The organism is Bacillus sp. UNCCL81 (assembly GCF_900112535.1).
GTDB lineage: Bacteria > Bacillota > Bacilli > Bacillales > Bacillaceae_G > Gottfriedia > Gottfriedia luciferensis_B.
The window spans coordinates 286,933-309,944 of the sequence record NZ_FOMF01000003.1 but is presented as its reverse complement, the minus strand read 5'-3'; the positions used below and the strand labels follow the sequence as shown (position 1 = coordinate 309,944).

The 23,012-nt window shown below is 31.4% G+C and carries 26 protein-coding genes; 10 read left to right on the top strand and 16 right to left on the bottom strand.

What is annotated here, in order from left to right; translation table 11 throughout:
- Nucleotides 1-65 precede the first annotated feature (65 nt).
- The 4 genes from cbpB to BM319_RS07270 form a co-directional block, all read right to left on the bottom strand.
- Entirely contained in the window at nt 66-512 is a 447-nt protein-coding gene (gene cbpB, locus BM319_RS07285) for a cyclic-di-AMP-binding protein CbpB (RefSeq protein WP_069035530.1), read from the bottom strand.
- A gap of 295 nt (nt 513-807) precedes the next feature.
- Nucleotides 808-999, bottom strand: coding sequence for an antirepressor AbbA (gene abbA, locus BM319_RS07280; protein WP_069035529.1), 192 nt, complete (start codon nt 997-999; stop codon nt 808-810).
- A gap of 53 nt (nt 1,000-1,052) precedes the next feature.
- A complete protein-coding gene (locus tag BM319_RS07275) occupies nt 1,053-1,526 on the bottom strand; it encodes a ribonuclease H-like YkuK family protein (protein ID WP_387324921.1) in 474 nt (157 codons plus the stop codon).
- 177 nt (nt 1,527-1,703) lie between these two features.
- Nucleotides 1,704-1,940 (bottom strand): YkuJ family protein, encoded by a 237-nt coding sequence (locus BM319_RS07270; RefSeq protein ID WP_056474223.1) that lies wholly within the window; start codon nt 1,938-1,940, stop codon nt 1,704-1,706.
- 251 nt (nt 1,941-2,191) lie between these two features.
- On the opposite strand from BM319_RS07270, the gene BM319_RS07265 reads away from it, so the two are divergent.
- Both BM319_RS07265 and BM319_RS07260 read left to right on the top strand, forming a co-directional pair.
- On the top strand, nt 2,192-2,425 hold the full coding sequence (locus BM319_RS07265; RefSeq protein ID WP_025568652.1) for a glutaredoxin domain-containing protein: 234 nt from the start codon (nt 2,192-2,194) through the stop codon (nt 2,423-2,425).
- 514 nt (nt 2,426-2,939) lie between these two features.
- Nucleotides 2,940-3,671: a class I SAM-dependent methyltransferase gene (locus BM319_RS07260; protein WP_091022039.1), complete on the top strand. Its 732-nt coding sequence runs from the start codon at nt 2,940-2,942 to the stop codon at nt 3,669-3,671.
- Between the two features lie 70 nt (nt 3,672-3,741).
- Here the strand turns inward: BM319_RS07260 and BM319_RS07255 are convergent, their stop codons facing one another.
- Together BM319_RS07255 and fadH are read right to left on the bottom strand one after the other, a co-directional pair.
- Nucleotides 3,742-4,956: an EAL domain-containing protein gene (locus BM319_RS07255; RefSeq protein WP_025568650.1), complete on the bottom strand. Its 1,215-nt coding sequence runs from the start codon at nt 4,954-4,956 to the stop codon at nt 3,742-3,744.
- A gap of 13 nt (nt 4,957-4,969) precedes the next feature.
- Entirely contained in the window at nt 4,970-5,734 is a 765-nt protein-coding gene (gene fadH / locus BM319_RS07250) for a 2,4-dienoyl-CoA reductase (RefSeq protein WP_025568649.1), read from the bottom strand.
- A 121-nt stretch (nt 5,735-5,855) separates the two neighbouring features.
- Here fadH and BM319_RS07245 point away from each other — a divergent pair, with 121 nt between their 5' ends.
- The 5 genes from BM319_RS07245 to BM319_RS07225 all read left to right on the top strand — a co-directional run bounded on the left by BM319_RS07245 (nt 5,856) and on the right by BM319_RS07225 (nt 9,891).
- A complete protein-coding gene (locus BM319_RS07245) occupies nt 5,856-6,689 on the top strand; it encodes a metallophosphoesterase (protein WP_025568648.1) in 834 nt (277 codons plus the stop codon).
- Between the two features lie 130 nt (nt 6,690-6,819).
- Entirely contained in the window at nt 6,820-7,188 is a 369-nt protein-coding gene (locus BM319_RS25310; protein WP_025568647.1) for a hypothetical protein, read from the top strand.
- Nucleotides 7,189-7,331: 143 nt separating this feature from the next.
- On the top strand, nt 7,332-7,871 hold the full coding sequence (locus BM319_RS07235; RefSeq protein ID WP_025568646.1) for a YkyB family protein: 540 nt from the start codon (nt 7,332-7,334) through the stop codon (nt 7,869-7,871).
- Between the two features lie 194 nt (nt 7,872-8,065).
- Nucleotides 8,066-8,329, top strand: coding sequence for a phage holin (locus BM319_RS07230; RefSeq protein WP_025568645.1), 264 nt, complete (start codon nt 8,066-8,068; stop codon nt 8,327-8,329).
- Between the two features lie 281 nt (nt 8,330-8,610).
- A complete protein-coding gene (locus tag BM319_RS07225) occupies nt 8,611-9,891 on the top strand; it encodes a DUF3967 domain-containing protein (RefSeq protein WP_069035527.1) in 1,281 nt (426 codons plus the stop codon).
- 94 nt (nt 9,892-9,985) lie between these two features.
- On the opposite strand, the gene BM319_RS07220 is transcribed toward BM319_RS07225, so the two are convergent.
- Entirely contained in the window at nt 9,986-11,290 is a 1,305-nt protein-coding gene (locus tag BM319_RS07220; protein ID WP_025568643.1) for an ATP-binding protein, read from the bottom strand.
- A 164-nt stretch (nt 11,291-11,454) separates the two neighbouring features.
- The gene (corA, locus tag BM319_RS07215) at nt 11,455-12,408 is read right to left on the bottom strand and encodes a magnesium/cobalt transporter CorA (protein WP_502686139.1); all 954 of its coding nucleotides are present in this window, start codon (nt 12,406-12,408) and stop codon (nt 11,455-11,457) included.
- 133 nt (nt 12,409-12,541) lie between these two features.
- Here corA and BM319_RS07210 point away from each other — a divergent pair, with 133 nt between their 5' ends.
- Nucleotides 12,542-13,702 (top strand): aminotransferase A, encoded by a 1,161-nt coding sequence (locus BM319_RS07210; RefSeq protein WP_069035525.1) that lies wholly within the window; start codon nt 12,542-12,544, stop codon nt 13,700-13,702.
- A gap of 43 nt (nt 13,703-13,745) precedes the next feature.
- Here BM319_RS07210 and BM319_RS07205 read toward each other — a convergent pair whose 3' ends face one another.
- Both BM319_RS07205 and BM319_RS07200 read right to left on the bottom strand, forming a co-directional pair.
- Nucleotides 13,746-14,195, bottom strand: coding sequence for an RDD family protein (locus BM319_RS07205; RefSeq protein ID WP_069035524.1), 450 nt, complete (start codon nt 14,193-14,195; stop codon nt 13,746-13,748).
- Between the two features lie 22 nt (nt 14,196-14,217).
- Nucleotides 14,218-15,108, bottom strand: a complete 891-nt coding sequence (locus tag BM319_RS07200) for an NAD(P)-dependent oxidoreductase (RefSeq protein WP_091022292.1) — start codon at nt 15,106-15,108, stop codon at nt 14,218-14,220.
- A 231-nt stretch (nt 15,109-15,339) separates the two neighbouring features.
- Here BM319_RS07200 and BM319_RS07195 point away from each other — a divergent pair, with 231 nt between their 5' ends.
- Nucleotides 15,340-15,954, top strand: a complete 615-nt coding sequence (locus BM319_RS07195; protein WP_025568638.1) for a nitroreductase family protein — start codon at nt 15,340-15,342, stop codon at nt 15,952-15,954.
- Nucleotides 15,955-16,019: 65 nt separating this feature from the next.
- On the opposite strand, the gene BM319_RS07190 is transcribed toward BM319_RS07195, so the two are convergent.
- The 5 genes from BM319_RS07190 to glcT all read right to left on the bottom strand — a co-directional run bounded on the left by BM319_RS07190 (nt 16,020) and on the right by glcT (nt 21,794).
- Nucleotides 16,020-16,319: an ArsR/SmtB family transcription factor gene (locus BM319_RS07190; protein ID WP_069035522.1), complete on the bottom strand. Its 300-nt coding sequence runs from the start codon at nt 16,317-16,319 to the stop codon at nt 16,020-16,022.
- A gap of 170 nt (nt 16,320-16,489) precedes the next feature.
- The gene (ptsP, locus tag BM319_RS07185) at nt 16,490-18,199 is read right to left on the bottom strand and encodes a phosphoenolpyruvate--protein phosphotransferase (protein ID WP_069035521.1); all 1,710 of its coding nucleotides are present in this window, start codon (nt 18,197-18,199) and stop codon (nt 16,490-16,492) included.
- Entirely contained in the window at nt 18,199-18,462 is a 264-nt protein-coding gene (locus BM319_RS07180) for a phosphocarrier protein HPr (protein ID WP_025568635.1), read from the bottom strand. The genes ptsP and BM319_RS07180 overlap by 1 nt, the downstream gene beginning before the upstream one ends.
- A 142-nt stretch (nt 18,463-18,604) precedes the next feature.
- Complete coding sequence (gene ptsG, locus BM319_RS07175) at nt 18,605-20,656, bottom strand: glucose-specific PTS transporter subunit IIBC (protein ID WP_069035520.1); 2,052 nt, start codon at nt 20,654-20,656, stop codon at nt 18,605-18,607.
- A gap of 286 nt (nt 20,657-20,942) precedes the next feature.
- A complete protein-coding gene (gene glcT, locus BM319_RS07170) occupies nt 20,943-21,794 on the bottom strand; it encodes a glucose PTS transporter transcription antiterminator GlcT (RefSeq protein WP_091022290.1) in 852 nt (283 codons plus the stop codon).
- A gap of 180 nt (nt 21,795-21,974) precedes the next feature.
- Here glcT and BM319_RS07165 point away from each other — a divergent pair, with 180 nt between their 5' ends.
- The gene (locus BM319_RS07165; RefSeq protein ID WP_069035519.1) at nt 21,975-22,757 is read left to right on the top strand and encodes a Cof-type HAD-IIB family hydrolase; all 783 of its coding nucleotides are present in this window, start codon (nt 21,975-21,977) and stop codon (nt 22,755-22,757) included.
- A gap of 71 nt (nt 22,758-22,828) precedes the next feature.
- Here BM319_RS07165 and BM319_RS24625 read toward each other — a convergent pair whose 3' ends face one another.
- Nucleotides 22,829-22,984: a hypothetical protein gene (locus BM319_RS24625; protein WP_175403538.1), complete on the bottom strand. Its 156-nt coding sequence runs from the start codon at nt 22,982-22,984 to the stop codon at nt 22,829-22,831.
- Nucleotides 22,985-23,012: the final 28 nt, after the last annotated feature.

Sequence of the window (23,012 nt, the reverse complement as noted above, 5' to 3'; positions counted from 1 at the left end):
CACTTCTAAAAAAAACCAATACTAAAAAAGTAAGTCAATTTGATGATGACTTACTTTTTTATTCGTTAATGCTTATTATATCTTCTAACATTTTTATTCAATTGTTTTAAAATCGCTCTACGAGTTAATATACCTTCAAAAGTATTATTAGCATCAACCACACATACAAAAGGATGATCAACTACAGATTCAAGCCCCTTAGCGAGTGTATCAGTTGTTTTTAATAATGGTATTTCAGTACCCATTACCTCTTCAACTTTCATATTACTTAAACGTTCAAATTCGATTCTTTCTAATCCAAGTATTCCATCTAATATCATAGATGTACTAATTAAACCTAACAACTGAAACTTTGGATTTAACACTGGAATTGAAGAATACCCAGATTTTGTAAGTACTAATAACGCATGCTCCAAACTATTACCTATTTGGACATGAGCTACTTTTTCACTTGAAATAATGACTTCTTCTACTTTATGTTCAAAAAATTGTGAACCATCAATACTAATCAAAAACATCGTCCCCCAATAGAAAAGCAAAAGTATTTAAAAATGGTAGAAATTATCTATTCATAAATAAACATCAAATAAATACACATACAACTTTGCTAATCAACTGTATAGAAAAAATTCTATACACTATTTTATTCGATTAAGGACTATGTCCCCATCCCTATATTATCAGATTTGTAACCCCTTTCCAATTTAACTTTTCTTAAAAATTTACTTATTTAACTATAACTATTCAAAAAACAAAAAAACGTTTAGATAAATAATTTATTATCTAAACGTTCATCTATATTTGTCTTCATAATCCTAAATCCCTTAACTTTTGATATAAATGTATTAATCTTTCGTATTGATCCTCGCCCGCATCCATTAAACCACTTTCTATATCAGTTATCTGTGATGAAATGAGTTCAATTGCATAATTTTGTTTCATCACTGTGTCCACCAATAAAGACAATTCATCTTCTGTGAAATTTTGTTCACTTAGCATCCATCATCCCTCCTAATCCTCATTTTAATCAATGTTTATTTAGTTTAAACTTCTTATTTTGTAAATTTATTTGCATAGCTAAATGCTGTATAAGAATCAGGTTTTATCTTAGGAATGATGCCCATTGCACTTACTTTAGATGTCATTTCTTGTATAAACTCTTTCGTTAACCCCATCGTACCAATATCCAGATGAATCTCAAAACTAAAATTATTCGAATTAGCATTTTCATGAAGAGGACTAAAAATTTTTTCTAAATGAAAAGGTGATAATAAAAAAGCTATTTCCTGACTATACATCGTTTCTAGAAATATTTTCTCTTTTAAATTTCGGATTTTCTTGTGATGCCAACAAGTATGTAAACATCCCCAAGCTCCATTACCTACCCTATGCAAATGAAGTGCTGTAATAAACTTAGTTCCATTACTATGAACCTGAGAATCTGTCCCAATGGAAAGTCGATATTGTTTATTAGGATCACTTTTTACAAAATGATATAGCCGATCAACTACATGATCAAAACTCATATTTCTTTCACTTACATTGTAAAATCGATACTGATCTTTATTCACGTATATGACCTCCCTTTTCATAACAATACATAATAATGTATTCATTAAGAATTGGGATTAGCACGACCTTACTATTTTGTAATAAAATATTTAAAAAAAAGAAAAAACAAGCTAAGCTTGTTTTTTCTTTTCTTATGAAATAATTTCGTATATTTCAATTGCTACCATATCGATATTATCGAATGGGAACGTTTGTGGTTTTTCACCTTGTTGAAATACTTCTAATTCAAATGTTTCATTTTTCTCAGAATACTTTACGCTACACTTTCTTTCGCCGTTAACTTCAAAATATCTTTGAGCAACCTCACCGTTCGTAGCTTGTTGTTTTAAACTTTCTAAGCGTTCTAAAATTCCTAATAATAAAGACATATTAGAACTCCTTTCTACCATGTGTCATTCCCTAAATATAGGTTTTACTTTCTTACAATTTCTATCCAAAAAACTTCTGATAGATTTCAGCTATGTAAGTGTCCATTAATAAGAATACTTGTATTTCAAGATAAATTCAAGAAAAATAGTCGTTTCAACTAAAAAACAAATTTCTTTATATACTATATTTTTCTATGTCATAATAGTTTTATACAAATGCTTTAAGAAAAAATAAAAAAGGATGTCGTTTTATGAAAATCGAATTATTCACACAAGATGGATGCCCTCCTTGTGAATTTTTGAAAAATTATTTAAAAGAAATGAATGCTTCTTATATTGAATATAACGTCTCACAAGATGAAAGTGCTAAAAAAAGAATGATGTTTGAGTTAGATTCATACTCAACACCTACTTTAATAATTGATGATGAAGTTATTAGAGGCGTTCAGATGGAGCAAATTGAAGCAGCATTACAAAAACGTTAATCTACTACCTATTAACTCACTTCTCACATTAAAAACACCTAAATGAACATTCATTTAGGTGTTTTTTATCAATCTATACTACATATGGTTTTAGGATTGTTTCAAGGACTTGTCCACAAAATAGTTTCTCTTTTACCCAACTCCTATAAAATGAAAAACAAAAAACATGACGGACGATGCGAAAAGAACTTTCGAAATAAGTCCTCTCAAATAAAATCCTCCTCAGTCTGAACTTTTACTAATCGTATCATTATTATATTGAAATTTACTATACGAATCGTTCTTATCTTTTTTACATTAGTTGACAGAGAAAAACACTACTTTTAATTAATATAGGCTTTTATATATGTATTCGTCGATTTTTGATTGAGATCACTAAAACTCTATGCACCAAATCAACATTATTTCTAGGTAATTTCTCCCTTTATCTAGATCAAATTTAATGTTAAAGTTAGATAATTTGTGTCAACTTTTCAATTTTTTAAAAATTTATGAACGGTTAGGGAGTGTTTTTATGGAGTATCGTGGTTCAACGGTTTACAATCAAGACGATTTTTTTTCAGAATACATTCGACGAAAGAATAGAGAAGATAGTCCTAACAATGCAATCGAAGGACCAATCATCAGTGAACTAATAGGGAATGTTGATCGAAAAAACGTATTAGATTTAGGTTGTGGTGACGCATCCTTCGGTAAGGAACTTCTACTACTTGGAGCTAAAACCTATACAGGTATCGAGGGATCAGAGCACATGATTAATGCTGCATTGACCAATTTAATGGATACAGTAGGGACCGTCCATCATACCTCAATCGAGGATTATCATTTTCCTCCGAATTCATTTGAACTTGTCACTTCTAGATTTGCACTACACTATATTTCAAATATTGAGCTTGTATTTCAAAAAATATTTAATAGCTTAAAAGAAAACGGCCATTTTATATTTAGTGTACAACATCCATTAACTACTGCCTCCTTTTTAAGCAAACTCTCAGGAGATCGACGCGAAAATTGGATTGTAGACGATTACTTTCGAACTGGCGAAAGAAAGGAACCATGGATGAAGAAAGTAGTGGTCAAATACCATCGAACAATTGAACAATATTTTAATCTTTTAAGAAAAACTGGGTTCCAGATCGATCAATTACATGAAGGTACTCCAAAACAAATACATTTTAAAAGCGAAGAAGAGTTTATAAGAAGACAAAGAATACCAATCGTACTTGTTTTTTCTTGTTTTAAATAGACTAAGCATAAAAAATGACTGTCATTGTTTAGCGACAGTCATTTTCTGATTAAATCTTATAAGAGAGTCACTAAAAAAGTAACTCATTATGTTTAAATAAAAAATCATAACTTAAGTCAATATATAAATAGCTTCCATTGTTCATTGGATAAGAAAACGTTCGAATTTTTTCACCTGTTTCAATATCTCTGTATATATCTGATAATTGTCCCTGATCATTTGATTGCATTTTCAAAACGGTTTCTAAAAAATACGGCCTCCAGCTCCAGTTTCTACCTTTATACTTTTCTTGAAGCTCCCACTGCTCACCATTAATTTTAAACAAGTTCGCTGATTGCTGAAAACCATCCTCATCACAAATATACATCCTAAAACAAAAGGAATTTAATTCACTTGATATATTAATTAAAAATGAATTTAAATCCACTCCTAATTTAAATTTATTAATAGTCGATTCGACTTTTTGTTGTATTAAATTAGTCATGTCTCTTAGCGCAATTAATTTGTTCTTTTCGCCTCGAATATATTTTAAGATATCATTTTTTAATGGCTCACATTCATGATTTAATTGACGAATTGATGGTTGAGGTATAAACAAGTAAGCACCTTGATAAAATCTTCCACCATTCTTCCATGCATTTCTTAATTGAATTGAATCGATTATTCCATCGTAATACATCGATGCCCCTACTTTTCTTGCCACATAAATTACGGAATTTAATAAATCTTGAAATGATGATGTATGAAGTTGTTGAACCATTTTAAAATCGATTTTAATGATATCAGGAGACAAAAACCGAAGTTTCTCTAAGTTAATTAACTTCTCATTTACGCTATTAATCGCAAATTTAATACCATAAGTTTGATAATATGTAATTAAATTTTTTAGTTCTTTCTCAAAACCATAAAAAAGTTGATGTTGAAGTATAATGACAATTTTATTTAGTTGTATTCCCTTTTCTTCATATGATTGTAAAATCGCTAAAAGATTTTCCGGGTCATCTGAAAGAAGTGCTGAAGGGTGACGATTAATAAAAATACCACCTTCGAATTTAGATTGTACAACTTCATCGAGAGCTTGAATTAATATATGATTGTCAACCTCTAATAAGTAGTCATCTGGCACCAAATCATTTGCAAAGAAGAATTCAAGGCTGTGTAAATTTTCAAGTTTTAGTCTACCAACAACCTCTACTCCTACACAATTTTGTGTATCGGCTCCATATATTGGTTGAAAATATGGTACGACTTTATCTAAGTTACTTATTACGTCTAAAGGATCCATTTTGAACCTCCTTCTAGAATGGGTATTGATGTAAGGACTGTCCTCCATCCATTGTAAAACAAGAACCATTAATATAACCAGCCTCATTTGAAAATAAATATGCACAAAGTCCCGCTATTTCTTCTGGAGTACCCAAACGGCCTAGTGGTACACTTTGAATTGTGCGGTTTTCTAATTCCTCAGAAAGCCATAGTTTAGCTGCTCCACCTGTACGTTCAATAGGTCCAGGAGCAATCGCATTGACTCTAATTCCATATTTTCTCCCCCACTCAACTGCTAAAGTTCTAGTCATAGCAAGAACTCCAGCTTTAGCTGATGCAGAGTGAATGACTCCAGGACCCGCATCCCAAGCATATGTAGCAATTATATTTGTGATCGCACCTTTAATTTTATGTTGTATCATATACCTTCCTACTTCAGAACTACAATAAAAGGTTCCATTTAAAACGATATTTATAACCGTGTTCCAACCGTTTACAGACAAATCCTCTGCAGCACAAATAAAATTACCAGCCGCATTATTTACTAAGAAGTCTATCGTTCCAAATGTTTGATCAACTTCATTTACCATATTTTTAATTAATTCAGGATCCCGAACATCCATAGCTATTGGTAATACTTGACCATCAAATTGTTCAATTTCTTCTTTTGCATTATTTAATTTTTCTAAATCTCTTCCGGCAATGACCACTCTTGCACCATCCTTTGCAAAGCGCATAGCCATTGCTTTCCCCATTCCACTAGAGCCACCAGTAACGATCACAACCTTATCCTTCACTCGTATCACTCCCTTTGTGTCTATAGTTTAACAACATTTTGTTATTTTGAGAATATTTTTAACAATTAAACTATTTAATATAATATGCAGTATTTATTTCTTTAAAAAGGTCGGGGGACAATTGAAAATAAAACTTACATCATTTTTTTTACTATTAATTTGTACAATCTATTATTCAGTCTATGTTGAGCCAACATCAATTCGAACTAAGCATTTAATATTTTCAGACAATCGGTTAAATTCAAATACTACTATTAAATTAATCCAAATCTCTGATACTCACTTTAATAATAAAAAAGATATAGAACGATTTAAAAAGGTAATAAAAAATATAAACCAAATGAAGCCTGATTTTATTCTATTTACTGGGGATTTGGTTAGTGATATACGAAAGTTTTCTTACAAGAATGAAGTTATTCGGCTTTTAAAAGAACTTAATCCAAAAATAGGAAAGCTTGCAATATACGGTAACCATGATCATGGAGGTTATTTTACTGAACAATACGAAGAGCTGTTAACCGAAAGTAATTTTATATTATTAAAAAACGAAGAAAAAACTTATTACGTTCAAAAACAAAAAGTTTCATTTATCGGTCTCGATGATTATATGCTAGGAAACAAACAATATAATGACATTTTAGATCGAATTCAAAAAAATAGTTATACGGTTGTTCTAGCACATGAACCTGACATTGCCGATTTGACGAAAACCTATCCGATAAATCTTCAGCTCTCTGGCCATAGCCATGGCGGACAAATCTATTTACCTTTATATAAGTCCTTTATAATGCCTCCATACGCAAAGAAATACAACCGAGGTGTTTACACCCTATCAAGTAAATATAATAGTCATTTAGTCGTTTCAAATGGAATTGGAACAACTAAACTACCAATTCGCCTATTTACACCACCTGAAATAGTATCAATTGAAATTACTGGCCAAAATAAAAAGTAAAAATGATCAGTAAATATAATTTCTCGACACCTCACCCATACTAGGTTGGTTACCTATTTTTATGGGTACTTGCTCAATTATTTTAGTACTCCATACACTAATATTGAAGACAAGAGAGGAGGTTAAATACATGAATTATCAATATCACCCTAATTTAAATCATTATTATAGAGAAGATCATGCTCCATCCTACTACTTTGATCATAACGAACAACGCTTTGTTCCTTTTTTCCCAATTTTGCCAATAATAGGAGGATTAGCGGGATTAGCAGGCGGATTCGCGTTAGGAGCACTAGCGTTTAGACCACCTTATTATCCGCCATATGGACAATTCCCACCATATCCAGCATATCCTCCATACGGTGGTGGTTTCGGTGGCGGCTTCGGTGGTGGGTACCCTGGATACCAACAACCTTACCCACCTGTAAATCCTGGTGCTTTTTTACCTAATAATGCAGGATTAAATTCGCCAGGTAACATAGGACCCTATCCATACTAATTAAAAAAAGCTAGTCGTATTAATGAATATTATTTCGATTAGCTTTTTATTATATAACCACTTCTCCAGATTTGATTTGAAAAATTTTAAACTAAAGATATAATATACTCATATCTATTATTTTTCGGAGGTAACATAGAAGCATGAAATCGAAAGAACCTAGCCTGAATAAACTAAATTTTACAAATGAAGAAATTTTTCAGGCAATATTTGTTGTAAATAAACATGCTAAAACAGCACTTGAACCAAGTGAACTATATTCACTAAAAAGACAAGCTATCTTAAAGCTTATTGATAAAGGTATTGCTAAGAAAGTTGGATTACATTTTTCAAATAATCCCAAGTCAAGTAAACAACAATCTGATGTGTTGATTGCTTGTGGAGATTTTTTCTTTCATATACCACCTTTAAAAGAAGACTTTAAACTTCTCCCGCATTTAGGAATATTAGAAAATACTCATCGTAACCCAAAAGTATCCATGTCATTAAGCTATGCCAAAAAAATACTTCATCATTTCTTAGGTATTCAAAACGTTAAATCTGAAAACCATTTCAAAAACGGATCTAACTACCGAAGAAATACCCCAGGGCAATTTTTAAGAGCTTCTTCATTTCTAAATAACTCTACATTTACTTTTCCGAGTGAACCAATTCGTAAAAATAAAGGTAAGCAAGAGAAATAAGCTGAAACAATCATTACTAAATAACATTAATATAGATTAAATGGGAAGATTAAAAGACCTTTTAAAATGGGTTTATAATCCTTCCCTTTTTTATTTGAATGTACGGAAATTCTTTATTTACCTCTCATATTTTAGTAGATTTGTCTCACCTATCGTTTGAGACAAACATACTATATGAATAGGGGGTGATTGATATGTTCGGTAATAATAACTTACAAGATATTATTCGTTATGTTGCTGGGTTCTTATTTGCACTTCAATTGTTACTAAATTCTTTTGGGTTTAAATTCCTAAATAATGAACAAATTGATGCTGTAATTAATGTAATTTCATTCCTTTTTATTTTATACTTCGGTGCTAAGCATAATTATTTAGGTAAAAAAGGACAAGCTCAAAAGGCTGTACTTCAAGAAGCAGGATTAGAAAAAACAAATAAGCAGACAAATTCGGATCAATAGATTACTTTATGTCTACTTTTTGATAGATTAGATTACAAATTTAAAGATTTGATTTGAGAGTGATTAAACATTGAGTCACTCTCAATTTTTTAGTCGAATTTATGCTACTTTTTAAGTAATATTTTCTATTTTTCACTATTTTTCCTCATATATTGATTTTAATTTTAGTAATCATATGGACTTTGTTATACATTGTAGAATTATTTTAAGTAGATTAGGTAGGAAAAATTTAACTTTATATTGAATGTTCTAAAAACACATATTTTTCAGGAGGATATCAAATGTCAGTAATTTTTACAAGTAAAGACATTTCAAAGAAATTAAAAATAGGTAAATCACGTGTAAGAGAGATTAGTAAGGAACTAGAAAAGAAAGAATATCATTTTACAAAGAACCAAGATACTAGGATCTATAATCAAAATGATTTTGAATTATTTCAAATGATTATTAAAGAGTACCACGAAAATGAAAATCTTTTACAATCAGTTGAATATGCTTTAAATTACCAGTCTCTTCAAAGTCAAACTGAAGTTCATGTAATTGAAACAACTACAATTGAGAATGAAATGACAGAAAATATCACCCCGAATATTCCTCTAGAAAATAACATACATAAAAATTTTGACATGAAGAATGACATCGAATTAATTGAAGTAAATAAGAATGATATTGTTGAAGATGTAAATACCCAAATTGAAACAGTTGATTCAGAATTAATTCAACATTCACTAATACTAGAAGAAGCAGCTTTAGAAGCGTCTGTATTCCAAGCAGAACAAATCGAAGTCGTAGAGAATAGTCAAATAACTTCACAAGATACAAAGCATATTGAAGAATCACTTTCTCAACTAGAAACAATTGATGAATGCGTAATGGAGCAACCTTTTTCACAAGATACTGAGAAGTTTGAAGACCAATTAGAAATAATTGAAGAAGTCGTAATAAAGCAATCGTTACAAAAAGAAGAGCATGTTACAGTTTCTGGTCCTTTAACAAATCAATCAGATCAAAATTCTGAGGATGAAGAAGTCCAAGAATATCGTTTTGAAGAAATGACTGTTGAACAAGTACTCGAAGAAAATAAAAAACTACCTGATGAAGTAGTTCTTTCAAAGTTTAATGAATCAAACGTAGTAACGGAACCAATCGTTTCAAAAGAGAATGTTACTACTTTTGTACCGACAAATTCTAATCAAATTATGTTTGAAGAGTTTATGTCCCAAATTACGAATCTAGCGTATCAAAATGAACAAATCCTAACTCAAAATCAAACATTAATCAAACAGAACTTAGAGAAGGATCAAAAGTTAGAAAAAATATTATATTCAGTTGAAGAAAAAAGTGAAGAGCTGCAAGGGTTAGCAACAGTAATTGAAGAAAAAGATGAAAAATTAGAGCAAATGTTTGAAGAAATTAAATCAAAAGAATCTGGTCGAGATGCTCAATTAATGAGGATGATTAGAGAATTACAGGAAACAAAGAAGATGGTAGCTGCCTCAAAGGAAAGAGACTGGAAAAATGCAATTAAATCACTCTTTTTTAAACCTAAGTCTGTAAAATAATTCGTTTATTATTTAGCACTTTTACTACATTATGAAAATGAAAGATTTTTAGTTTGAAAAGAGAAGGGAATTTTCCCTTCTCTTTATTCTTTCATTATACCTCTTCACTCTGTTCTTGATGATAAGCTGGTAAGACAATATGAACTTCAGTTCCTTTGCCTTCTTCACTTAAATACTCAATCGTTCCCTTATGAGCTTCAATAATACTAAAAGTAACCATTAGTCCTAGACCTGTTCCTTTTTCTTTTAAAGAATAAAAAGGTTGTCCTAAACGATCCAATTGTGCTTTTGACATACCTACTCCATTATCTTTCACAACAATTCGTATGTACTCTCGATCTCTTTCTTTCTCAATATTTGCTTCAATTTTAATATAGCCTTTCGTGTCCTTTATAGCTTCTACACCATTTTTTAGAACATTAATGATTGCTTGTTTAAGCTTAGCGCGATCTCCGACAGTATACATATCCTCATTTACATTTACTTGTAAGAAAGCACCCTGTAGTGAGGCGTAACTTGACATTAATGTTGTTACTTCATTCAGCTGTTCTGTCATATTGATTATTTTCTTTTCCTCAATTTGAGGTCTAGCTAAGTTTAAATAATCTGAAATGATATTTTCAGCTCGGTCTAGTTCAGCTAATACAAGTTTCATATATTCTCTATTCGTTCCACTTTCTTGATTCTCAATTAACTGAATGAAACCCCTTACAACCGTTAATGGATTTCTCACTTCATGAGCTACACTCGCCGCAAGTTCACTCACCATATTTAATTTCTCTGATTTCTGCATTTGTACGCGAATTTCAGCATTTTCAAATAAAAACTCTCTTAAATAAACATGAAACAGCATTGTAATTGTTAAAACAGTAAAAAATATGCACGCCGAAAAAATTGTTTGATCTGATTGGTACTCTTTTATACCATTTACCGTTGCTTCATAATAAAGCAAACAGACCATACTGAACGAAAATAAAATTGGCATTAAAATACTTAAAGCAAATTTCTTCCTTTTAGAAAAACTAACCCAATGTGGTGAAACAATAAATGGTAAGATACACGAAATCACTTCAAATGGAAAAGATTTCAAAGATGCTAAACCATATAGCAAATACACAAAAATTGCTTTCGTTAAAATAATAATCGTTCCGATCAATCTTCCACCATATAAAATAGATGAATAGATTAATAAAATACTAAAAGTAATAGCCATGCTTTCACTAATGTGAATTGGGTAAAGCAAGCAAATAAAAATATTAAAAAAAGTTAGCAATCCAACTAATATTCTATTTTGTTTCGGGCTTGTATTGTGGTATCTACTAAGCCAGAACATTTCGTATAAAAAGACCGGAATGATTATGATTGCAAATTGAATTAATAAATCTTTTAATTGCAGCATTAAAGTGTCCCCCACCCCTTCTTTCAACAAATTATAACATAGTTATTTAAACTTCTAATTATTAATACAAAAAATTCAAAAAAAACATTTCTACATAGAACGTCACATTATTACAAAGTATTCTAAAATATAAGAAAAGTCGTCAAGCTTAAGTGCTTAACGACTTAAAACCAACCTTTTCTTTTAAAAAATATGTACATTAGGATCGTAACAAATCCCATTAAAATTAAGATAAATAAGTATCCATATTTCCATGTTAATTCCGGCATATAGTGGAAATTCATTCCATATAAACCTACGATAAACGTTAGTGGTAAAAAGAAAGATGATATTATTGTTAGTGTTTTCATAATATTATTCATTTTTTCTGAGCTTAATGAAAAATAGCTTTCTCGAATATCGGAAGCTAAATCTCGATTCGTCTCAATCATATCCGAAAGCTTCATTAAATGATCGTGTATATCTTCAAAATAAATTCGATGTTCAGATATATCTTTAAATCGATTTGAATTAAGAATTCGATATAATAAATCACGAGTTGGTAAAATCGTCCTTCTTAATTTCGATAAATCAGATTTAATATCATATAATCTTTCTACAGCATTATTTACTTGTTTCTTTAATGGATCAATTTCTAGGTCTGATAGTTCATCCTCTAAACGATAAATTAGTGGAAAATAACTATCAACAAGCTCATCAATAATTCGATGCGTTAAATGAAGTGGACTCTTCGAAGCTCGACGGTCTGACATTATATTCTCTAAAACTTGTTGTACGGTCGGACTTTTATGGATATGAAATGTGATAACATAATGATCACTTACAAAAATATCTAGTTCCGTCTCCTCTAAGTCTTTTTTATTTAATTCGTGCAAAATTAAAAAATGATATCCTTCATAGTAGTCAAGTTTAGGTCGTTGCACATATTCCAAACAATCTTCAATCGCTAAAGGATGAAAATTAAATTCGGTTGATAAAAGTTGAATCTCATCTTCAGTCGGTTCATCAATGTCTACCCAATACCACAAGTAATTATTTGATTTTGCATCTGCTATTGTAATATTACGATCGATTACTTTATTTTTTGTTATTCCTATTACTTGTAACAAGTTACTCACCTTCTTTAGGCAATCAAATTATTTCACTACTAAATACTTTTTTTATTATATGGTAAAATGAAGAAAATTTCATTGAATAGTTCGATTAAAAAGTTTAATTTTAATATAAAAATAATAAGTAGAGGGATTTAAAATGAACAAATATATAAACGAAAGTGTAAAAGAAATTCAAATCTCCGGTATTAGAAAATTTGCCCAAAAAATTGAAAAATATGACAATGTCATTGCATTAACATTGGGTCAACCTGATTTTCCAACTCCAGCACCTATTAAAGAAGCTGCTATTCATGCAATTAATCAAAATCAAACAGTCTATACACCTAATGCAGGACTGCCTGCACTTAGAAATGCTGCTTCTAATTTTTTAAAGAAAAAATATTCTTTATCATATGATCCATCGAATGAAATAATCGTTACAGTAGGAGCTAGTCAAGCACTCGATGTTACATTCAGGACGATCCTTAATGATGACTGTGAGGTTATTCTTCCTGCACCAATCTATCCTGGCTATGCACCAATTATTCAAACATGTGGTGCAAAACCAGTTTTTGTCGATACATCTAATAGTGGTTTTAAAATTACACCTGAATTATTGGAAGAACAGATCACTGAAAAAACACGTTGTATTGTTTTACCTTATCCAAATAACCCAACAGGCGTCACATTAACGAAAGAGGAACTTGAGAATTTAGCTAACTACTTATCTCAGAAAGACGTATTCATTTTATCAGATGAAATATATAGTGAGCTGACATATGATACGGCTCATACTTCAATTGCTAGTTACCCTGGTATGAGAGAAAAGACAATTGTCATAAACGGTCTTAGCAAATCACATTCGATGACTGGTTGGAGAATTGGTTTTATCTATGCGCCTGCTTATTTAGCTCAGGAAATCTTAAAAGTGCATCAGTATAACGTATCATGCGCTACATCAATATCTCAATATGCAGCAATTACAGCATTAACTGATTGCATTGATTCTCCAATTGAAATGGCAAAGGAATATAAAATAAGACGTAATTATATGATTGATCGATTAGAAAAGATGGGCCTACCTTGTATTAAGCCAGAAGGTGCATTTTATTTATTCCCATCAATTAAAGAATTCAATATGCCTTCCATGGAGTTCGCACTAAATCTAGTAGAAAAACATAATCTAGCGGTTATTCCAGGAGAAGCTTTTTCTGAATATGGAGATTCATTTATTCGATTATCATATGCTTATTCAATGAAAGAACTAGAAATTGCATGTGACCGATTAGAAGAGTTTGTAACTAGTCTTAGAAATTAATATAAAAAAGCAGGGGTGGATTATTTGATCCTCCCCTGCTTTTTTATCTAGCTTGTATTACTTTTGTTTTAAATAACAAGTCCTGAATTGTTTTATGGTCTTTTCTAAATAACATTAAATAGACATTAACTATTAATGGTACACCTAAAAATAGAACTGATATTCCTGCTATAAAGATAAAACGTATGAAAAATAGTATCATTGTCGTTTCTTCATAGTTATCTTTTATCATTTTAATAGCTAAAAATCTTTGACCAAATGTCATCCCTTTATTAAATTGTGGAACAACTACAAATAATATGATCATAATAATTGAAATAACGATTAAATCGACCGTCGAATTTCCTGATGTAGAATTAAAACGACTTAATATCTTCTCAGGATTCATCGTAATAATAGCAATAATGATCCCATAAACTACTGAAACGATAAACGTATCGAATAAAAACGCACTTAATCGTTGATAAAACTTTGCAAGTTGAAAATTTTGCACTTGTTAACCTCTATTCATTAAATTATTGAATGTGGTGAGACGGATCGTATAAAGTATAAAGTGCTTGCGTTCCTTTTTCATCTAAACCATTTTTAGACAGTTCATCGTAGCATTTTTTTGCAAGGAAAAGTCCTGGTAGATTTAATTCCATTTTTTCAGCTTCTTCAATTGCGATTCCCATATCTTTTATAAAATGTTTAATATAGAATCCCGGCTCGAAATCGCCTCTTAAAACACGAGGTGCTAAATTAGATAATGACCAACTACCCGCTGCACCCGTAGAAATACTTCCTAATACTTTTTCACCGTCTAATCCTGCTGCTTTCGCATATGCAAGCGCCTCACAAACTCCTAACATACCTGAAGCTATTGCAATCTGATTACACATTTTTACATGTTGTCCACTACCAGCATTTCCATGATATGCAATATTTTTTCCTAAAACATCAAATAATGCGGACATTTTATGAAAAGTTTCTTCTTCTCCACCAACCATAATGGCTAATCTAGCTTCTCTTGCTCCTAAATCTCCACCTGACACAGGTGCATCTAATGAAGACATACCTACTGATTTTGTTAGCTCATTAATTTTTTTAGCTAAAGTTGGTGTCGAAGTTGTAAAATCGATAAATGTTGTCCCTTTTGCAGCTGATTGGATGATCCCATAATCGCCAAAATATACTTCCTCTAAGTCACTTGGATAGCCGACCATCGTACAAATAACCTGACAATTTGGTGCTAATTCTTTAGGTGTATCATACCAAGTTGCACCTAAATCAATTAATTCATTTGCTTTTTCTTTTGTACGGTTATAAATATGTAATTTTGCACCTGCATTGATTAAATGCTTTGCCATACTTTTTCCCATAACGCCAATTCCGATAAATCCAACTTGTAAATCTTTTAAATTAATTGCTTCCATATTACACACTCCTCTTTTAATATCCATAAATAAACTAACATAAAAAATATTAATAAAAAAGCCTGAGCTATTCTTATAAAAAAATAAGCAAACTAAAACTTATTTCAAATTAAATTTAGGTTATTTCAACACTAATTTGTTGACTCTAATAATGGAACTATCTATATTTAAAAAGTACATAAAAATGTATCTAATGCACCTAATTTTTGGAGGTATTTTCATATGAAAAATGAACAATTTTTTGAAATGATTAAAGAACGAAACTCTACTCGAGTATTCGATTCTTCTACTGAAATCAGTAGCAGCGAAATTACTGAACTTCTTGATGCTGCAATGACTGCACCATCTGCTTGGAATTTACAACATTGGAAATTCGTTGTATTCCATGGTGAAAACGCGCAAGGTAAATTATTACCTGTTGCATATAACCAAGGTCAAGTTAAAGATGCTTCATGTGTAATTGCTGTATTAGCCGATACACAATCAGCAAAAAATGTTGACTTAGTTTTCGGACCTGCAGTAGAAGCTGGTTTTATGACTCAAGAAGCAAAAGACAAATTAAAAGCAAACGTTGAAAATGCTTATGCAACAGAACAACGTAATCGTGAACAAGGGATCTTGAACTCTTCTCTTGCTGGTATGCAATTAATAATGGCTGCTTCTGCAAAAGGTTGGAACACTTGTGCAATCGGTGGATTTAACGAACAAGCGTTTAAAGAAACTTTCTTAACTGATGATCGCTATATTCCAACAATGTTGATTGCCATTGGTAAAGAAAAAGTACCTGGACATCATACTACGCGTTTTTCTGCAAAAGAAATGTCTATTTGGATTTAATCATAAATGAAAAGTAAAAGGGATTCTGACAAAAGTCGGAGTCCCTTTTATGTCATTACGATTCATTAACAATGGTGCTCAACAGTAATGATTAATTTCTTAAGTAATTCTAGAGAAGAATCAATTGCTAATGAATAATATCTATGTGTGCCTTTTTGCTCAATTTGTACTAATTGATTATCACGTAATATTTTTAAATGATGTGATATAGCCGGTCTAGATAATGAAGTTTTTTCCGTAATTTCATTAACAGTTAGCGCTTCACCTTCTGATAACATTAAAATGATATCCTGTCTATAAGGATCGCTTAACGCTTGGAACAAGGGAATACATTCTCTAAATACTTCAATTGCTTCTTTACTCAAATCTCCACCTACTTTTATTATGCAAAAATAATCTTATTCGTTTAATAATTTAAACATACACTAAATTAAAGAAGCGAATTTGTCAACAGTAGGAATTTTTCAATCCGGTTGGTCATTATCCTGACTTGATATATTAAAAATAAAACAACAGGTTTCCCTGTTGTTTTATTTTAGATGCTATTTACTAAGTTAACAACTTCTTCAGCAGTAGACATAGATAAAGCTTTTTCAGCTAATATCTCCATTTCAGCTTTAGAAAGTTTAGCCATTTGACTACGAGCAGGTAGGATTGAAGTAGCACTCATAGAGAATTCATGTAAGCCTAATCCAACAAGTAAAGGAATAGCTAATGCATCTCCAGCCATCTCTCCACACATTCCAGCCCATTTGCCTTCTTTGTTTGCAGCATCGATTACCATTTTAACTAATCTTAAAATAGATGGGTTATATGGTTGATATAAATATGAAACCTGTTCATTCATTCGATCCGCAGCCATTGTATATTGGATTAAATCGTTTGTCCCGATACTAAAGAAATCAACTTCCTTAGCGAATACATCTGCTAGAACAGCAGAAGCAGGGATTTCTACCATCATACCAATTTCGATATTGTCTGAGACTTGAACATTTTCTTTTACTAACTGTTCTTTTTCTTCTAATAAAACAGCCTTTGCTGCTCTGAACTCATCTAATGTTGCAATCATCGGGAACATAATTTTTAAATTGCCATACACACTAGCACGAAGTAATGCACGTAATTGTGTACGGAATATATCCTTCTGATCTAAACATAAACGAATCGCTCTGTAGCCTAAGAATGGGTTCATTTCTTTTGGTAAGTGTAAATAAGATAATTCTTTATCTCCACCGATATCTAGTGTTCTTACTACTACCGGTTTATCACCCATACTTTCAAGAACTGATTTGTATGATTCAAACTGCTCTTCTTCTGATGGGAAGTTATCACGTCCCATATATAGGAACTCAGTACGGTAAAGACCAACACCTTCACCACCATTATTGATAACGCCCTCTACATCATTCGGTGTACCAATGTTAGCTACTAACTCAACATGATGTCCATCTTTCGTTACAGTTGGCTCATTTTTCAGTTTAGCCCATTCAACTTTTTGTAGCTCGAATTTTTCTTTTTTAGCTTTATACTCTTCTAATTCTTCGTTTGAAGGATCTACTATTACATGACCATCTAATCCATCAACAATGACCATTACGCCATTTTCGATTTTACTTGTTACTTCTTTTGTCCCTACAACAGCAGGAATTTCAAGAGAACGAGCCATAATAGCTGAGTGAGATGTACGACCACCAATATCAGTTGTAAAACCTAAAGCATATTTACGGTTTAATTGAGCTGTATCAGATGGTGTTAAATCTTCTGCAATAATAATTACTTCTTCAGTAATATTTGCAGGGTTAGAAATCGTTACGCCTAAAAGATGCGCCATTACACGTTTCGTAACATCGCGGATATCTGCAGCACGTTCCTTCATATATTCATTATCCATGCTTTCAAACATTTGAACGAACATTGAAGCAACTTCATTCATAGCAAAATCAGCATTGATACTTTCAGACTTAATTTTATCTTTAACTGGGTTAACTAGCTCTGGATCATTTAAAACTAAGATGTGTGCAGAAAAGATTGCAGCTTTATCTTCACCAAGTTCAGCATTCGCGTGATCACGAATTTTTTCTAATTCAGTGTTAGAAACTTGAATTGCATTGTCAAGTTTAGCAATTTCAGCATCAATATCTGAAATTTGTTTTTTAACAATGTTTAATTCAGGATTTTCTAAGCGAAATGCTTTTGCAATTGCAATTCCACTAGAAGCGGCAATACCTTTAATATGTAAAGACATTATTCGCCTAAACCTTCTTTTTTCATTGTATCATCGATTGCAGCAATCGCTTGTTCTGCATCTTCACCATTAGCGCTAATTTTGATCTCAGTTCCTTGTTGAATTCCTAAAGACATTACACCCATGATTGATTTTAAGTTAACTGTTTTACCATTATACTCAAGATTGATATCAGAATTAAATTTACCTGCTACATTTACTAATAATGTTGCTGGACGAGCGTGGATTCCAGAATCAGCTGTTACTTTAAAAGTTTTTTCCATAATAATATATCTCCTTTGTGATTAAATCTACATTTTTGGTATAGACGTTTGGCCTACTATAAATATTCTATTAAAAGGGGTGCATAGTGTCAACTATACTACCCCTTTTAAAATCAAACATTTTTCGTCTATTTAATTAGATTTATTTAATCTTAATGATGCCTACTTCACCTTTTGATTGCTTACCTGGTTTTTCAATAACAACTTGTTGTCCTTCAGCTAAGTTTGTAAATACAACAGGTGTAATTGTAGAAGGTGCATTTTCACGAATAAAGTGTAAATCAATTTTAACTAATTGTTGACCTTTTGTTACTTTCTCACCTTGTGATACCAGTACTTCAAAGCCTTCACCATTTAGTTTTACAGTATCAATACCTATATGGATTAAAATTTCTTTTCCACCATTTGATAAAATACCAATCGCATGTTTTGTTGGGAATACATTTACGATTTCGCCATCTACTGGAGATACAACTGTACCTTCTGAAGGAATAATCGCAAATCCATCGCCCATCATTTTTCCAGAAAATACCTGATCTGGTACTTCTGTAATTGGGATTATTTCCCCTTCAATTGGATTAATAATCGATTCTTCAATAGTAGTATCTACCGCTGAAGCTGTTTCTTTATGTGCTTCTTGACTAACAACTGGAGTTTTTCCAGTCATAATGTCTTTAATTTGTGATTTTAATGTATCTGATTTAGGTCCAAAAATTGCTTGAATATTATTTCCAACTTCAAGAACTCCAGCGGCACCTAGTGCTTTTAAACGATCTTTATTTACTTCATCTTTTGCATTTACTTGTACTCGTAAACGTGTGATACATGCATCTAATGAAGAAATATTACTTTTCCCACCTAATGCTTGTAAAATTTCATAAGGTAATTCATTAGCTGGAGTATTACTTGTAGTATCTTCAGCGATTGCATCCTCACGACCTGGCGTTTTTAAATCCCATTTTCTAATTGCAAATCGGAAACCGAAGTAGTAAATAACTGCTAATACTAAACCGACGATGATTACCCACCACCAGCCAGTTCTATTCGGTAGAACACCGAATAATAAGTAGTCAATTAGACCACCTGAGAAAGTCATACCAATTTTAACATTTAATAATTGCATTACCATAAATGATAAACCAGCAAAGATTGCATGAATTCCGAATAATACTGGTGCAACAAATAAGAATGAGAACTCAATTGGTTCTGTAATACCTGTTAAGAAAGAAGTTAATGCAGCTGATGCTAGAATACCACCAGCGATTTTTTTGTTTTCTGGTTTCGCTTCGTGATACATAGCCAAAGCTGCAGCCGGTAATCCAAACATCATGAACGGGAATTTACCTACCATGAATGTACCAGCTGTTAATTTTACTCCGTCTTTTAATTGTGCGAAGAAGATTTTTTGATCTCCGTGAACAACCATACCTGTTTTATCAGTATATGAACCAAACTCAAACCAAAATGGTGCATAGAAAATATGATGTAAACCAAATGGTATTAACGAACGTTCAATAACACCAAAAACGAATGCCGATAAAGTTAAATTCGCATCGATCATATTATGCGAGAATGCGTTTAAGCCATGTTGAATTGGTGGCCAAATGAAACACATTAAAATTCCAAGTACTACTGAGAATGCTGCTGTAGCAATTGGAACAAATCGTTTACCTGCGAAGAAACCTAAGTAAGAAGGTAAATCAATTTCAAAGTATTTGTTATAAGCCCAAGCAGCTACTAAACCAACGATAATCCCACCAAATACACCTGTTTGAAGTGTAGGAATACCTAATACAAACGCATAGGATGGATCATCAAATTTGGCAATATTTAAAGCTTTATCTAAAACGACAAAATGTCCAATATCCCTGAACACACTCATTGTTTTATTCATAATCAGGAATCCAACGATTGCTGCTAAACCTGCAACACCTTCTCCTCCTGCTAAACCAACGGCAACACCTACTGCAAATAATAAAGACAGATTACCAAAAATGATGTCACCTGATTGTTCCATAACTTTTGCTACTAGTTGGAACCAGTGCGCGTCAAGAAATGGTAAGTACTTTAATGTTTGTGGATTTTGAAATGCATTACCGAATGCAAGTAACAATCCAGCAGCTGGTAAAATTGCAACTGGAAGCATAAGCGCTTTACCAACTTTTTGTAAAACTCCAAAGATTTTCTTAAACATTGTCTTCCTCCTTTTATCCAAACAAAAAAGGCATGAGCAGAAAAAATGAGATTATTGATTCCTGGATATAGTTTCCCCTACCCAAGTATAATAATTCACATTTTTTCAACTCATGCCTGATCGAATCAGTAACACGTATAATGTGTACAATATTCAATTATGTTTTTTATGATTTCGCTTTCATTATATCTATAGATTTTAAAAATATCAAGCCAAAATACCTATTTTTTTTAATATTTATTAACCATTTTATAAAAGCGCTAAATTGCTCTTTAGGCTTATTGTATTATTTATTAATTTTACTCTGAACAAGTCGTTCTAAGTGTAATGTTAAGTATATTACTTCGGCTTCACTTGCTTGTTTATTTAATGAAGCTTGGATTGACTTTAAAATTTTCCATGCTAAATCATAGCATACTGGGTATTCTTTTTTTAATATTATACCCAAAGCTGGTGACTCTTCAGATGAATTACCATGAAATATACGGTCAATTAAAAATCGCAAATGACGAACTAACCTTGAATAATGAATACTTTCTTTATCAATTTCAATTTTTAAATATTCTTCTATATAGATTACTAAATCTTTAATAATCTGAGAGAACTTATTTACATCCGATACTACTTCCATCGATAAATTACTAACGATATGAAGCGTTACAAACCCTACTTCTTCGATCGGTAAATTTATATCTATTTCTTTATTTATCAAATCAATCACTTCTTGTGCAATTTTAAAATACTCTGGGTACATTGCTTTCGTTTCTTGTAAGAAAGGATTATCAACATTATAGCCTTCTCTAATACGTTTGATCGCAAATATTAAGTGGTCTGTTAACCCAATATGAATTTGCTCATTTAAAGTACATCCTGTTCTTTCAGAAATTAAATAAATCGCCTGCTGCAGCGTACCCATTAATTTTTCATCCATAAAGTTGATTAATGATTTATATTGTTTTTGTTTTTGTTCATCTTTTAAGATAAACATTTTTTCTATTACACCTTCGGAAATTAAATCTCCTCTAGTTTTATTAAAACCGATTCCTTTACCTAGCAAAACTACTTCGGTATGATCGGGATTTTTCGCTATTAAAACATTATTATTAAGAACCTTTTTGATTGTATAACATACTGACATCTCTGACATTTTTTTTATCACCCCCAAGTTTAAAAAATCGCTTTTATATCATAACATAATTTTTCTGAAAAAGTTAAAACGCAGTTTAAGTTTCATAAAATAATCATATTTTTTTGATAATCTATTATAGTAGGATAGAATATAAAAGTATAAATATAAATTGAGTAGGTGTTAAGAAAAATGATTAAGTTATTTGTTAGTGACCTAGATGGGACGATGTTTCACCAAGGTCAACTATTCGAACATGATGTAGAAGCATTAAAAACCCTTTTAGATCGTGGTGTTTTATTATGTTTTGCTTCAGGACGTTTAGATTATGAAATCGTAAAAATTATGGAAAGCTTGGAAGGTAATTTTCACCGTATTAGTATGAATGGAACTTATATTTATTCAAATGATGGCGAAGCATTGTTAGATGCAACATTCCATCCAAGTATAATCGATAAAGTTTACGAAATGATTTCACACGATAAATTTTTAATCTATGTAGCTGATAATTCAACATACTATATTGAAGAGAAAACGGATTTAGTTAGAGAAATTGAAAAGAACTCTAGCATGAATGCAGTTGAATTAAAAACACTAAAAAACGATTTAGGTAAATCGATTACTCCAAAAAAATATGTAGTGTTAGGTGAAGATGAAGACTTACTTGAGCTACAAAAAGAATTACAAAAAGAACTGCCTGAATTTGTCACTTCTTTTATTTCTGCTAAAAATTGTTTAGATATCGTTCCAGTAAACGTAAGTAAAGGTTCAGCAATTCAAATACTAATCGAAAAATTAGGAATTAAACCTGATGAAATTGCTTGTATAGGTGATGCATACAATGATATCTCAATGTTTGAACTAACTCCTAATAGCTTTGCGATGGAAAATGCTGACGATGAAGTTAAGAAATATGCTTCGTATATCGTTCCTTCAGTAGCCGAAGCAGTTAAAATTGTTTTACAAATTAAGTAAAAGGAAAGGGTGCTACTAGGAGCACCCTTTTTCTTATTGAAATATAATTTATGGTAGTTTTTTTGATTTCTTCATACTATCTCTTCTTGAATGGTACCCTTTATTTGCAGTTTCCCTGAATTTAATTGCAGATTTGACATTTTTATTTGCAGATTTACATATTTTAATTGCAGTTTCGGCTTTTTTATTTGCACTTCCACACATTTAATTGCAGTTTCAGCAGCCATTTTATTTTGCACACCCGCTGACTTGGCA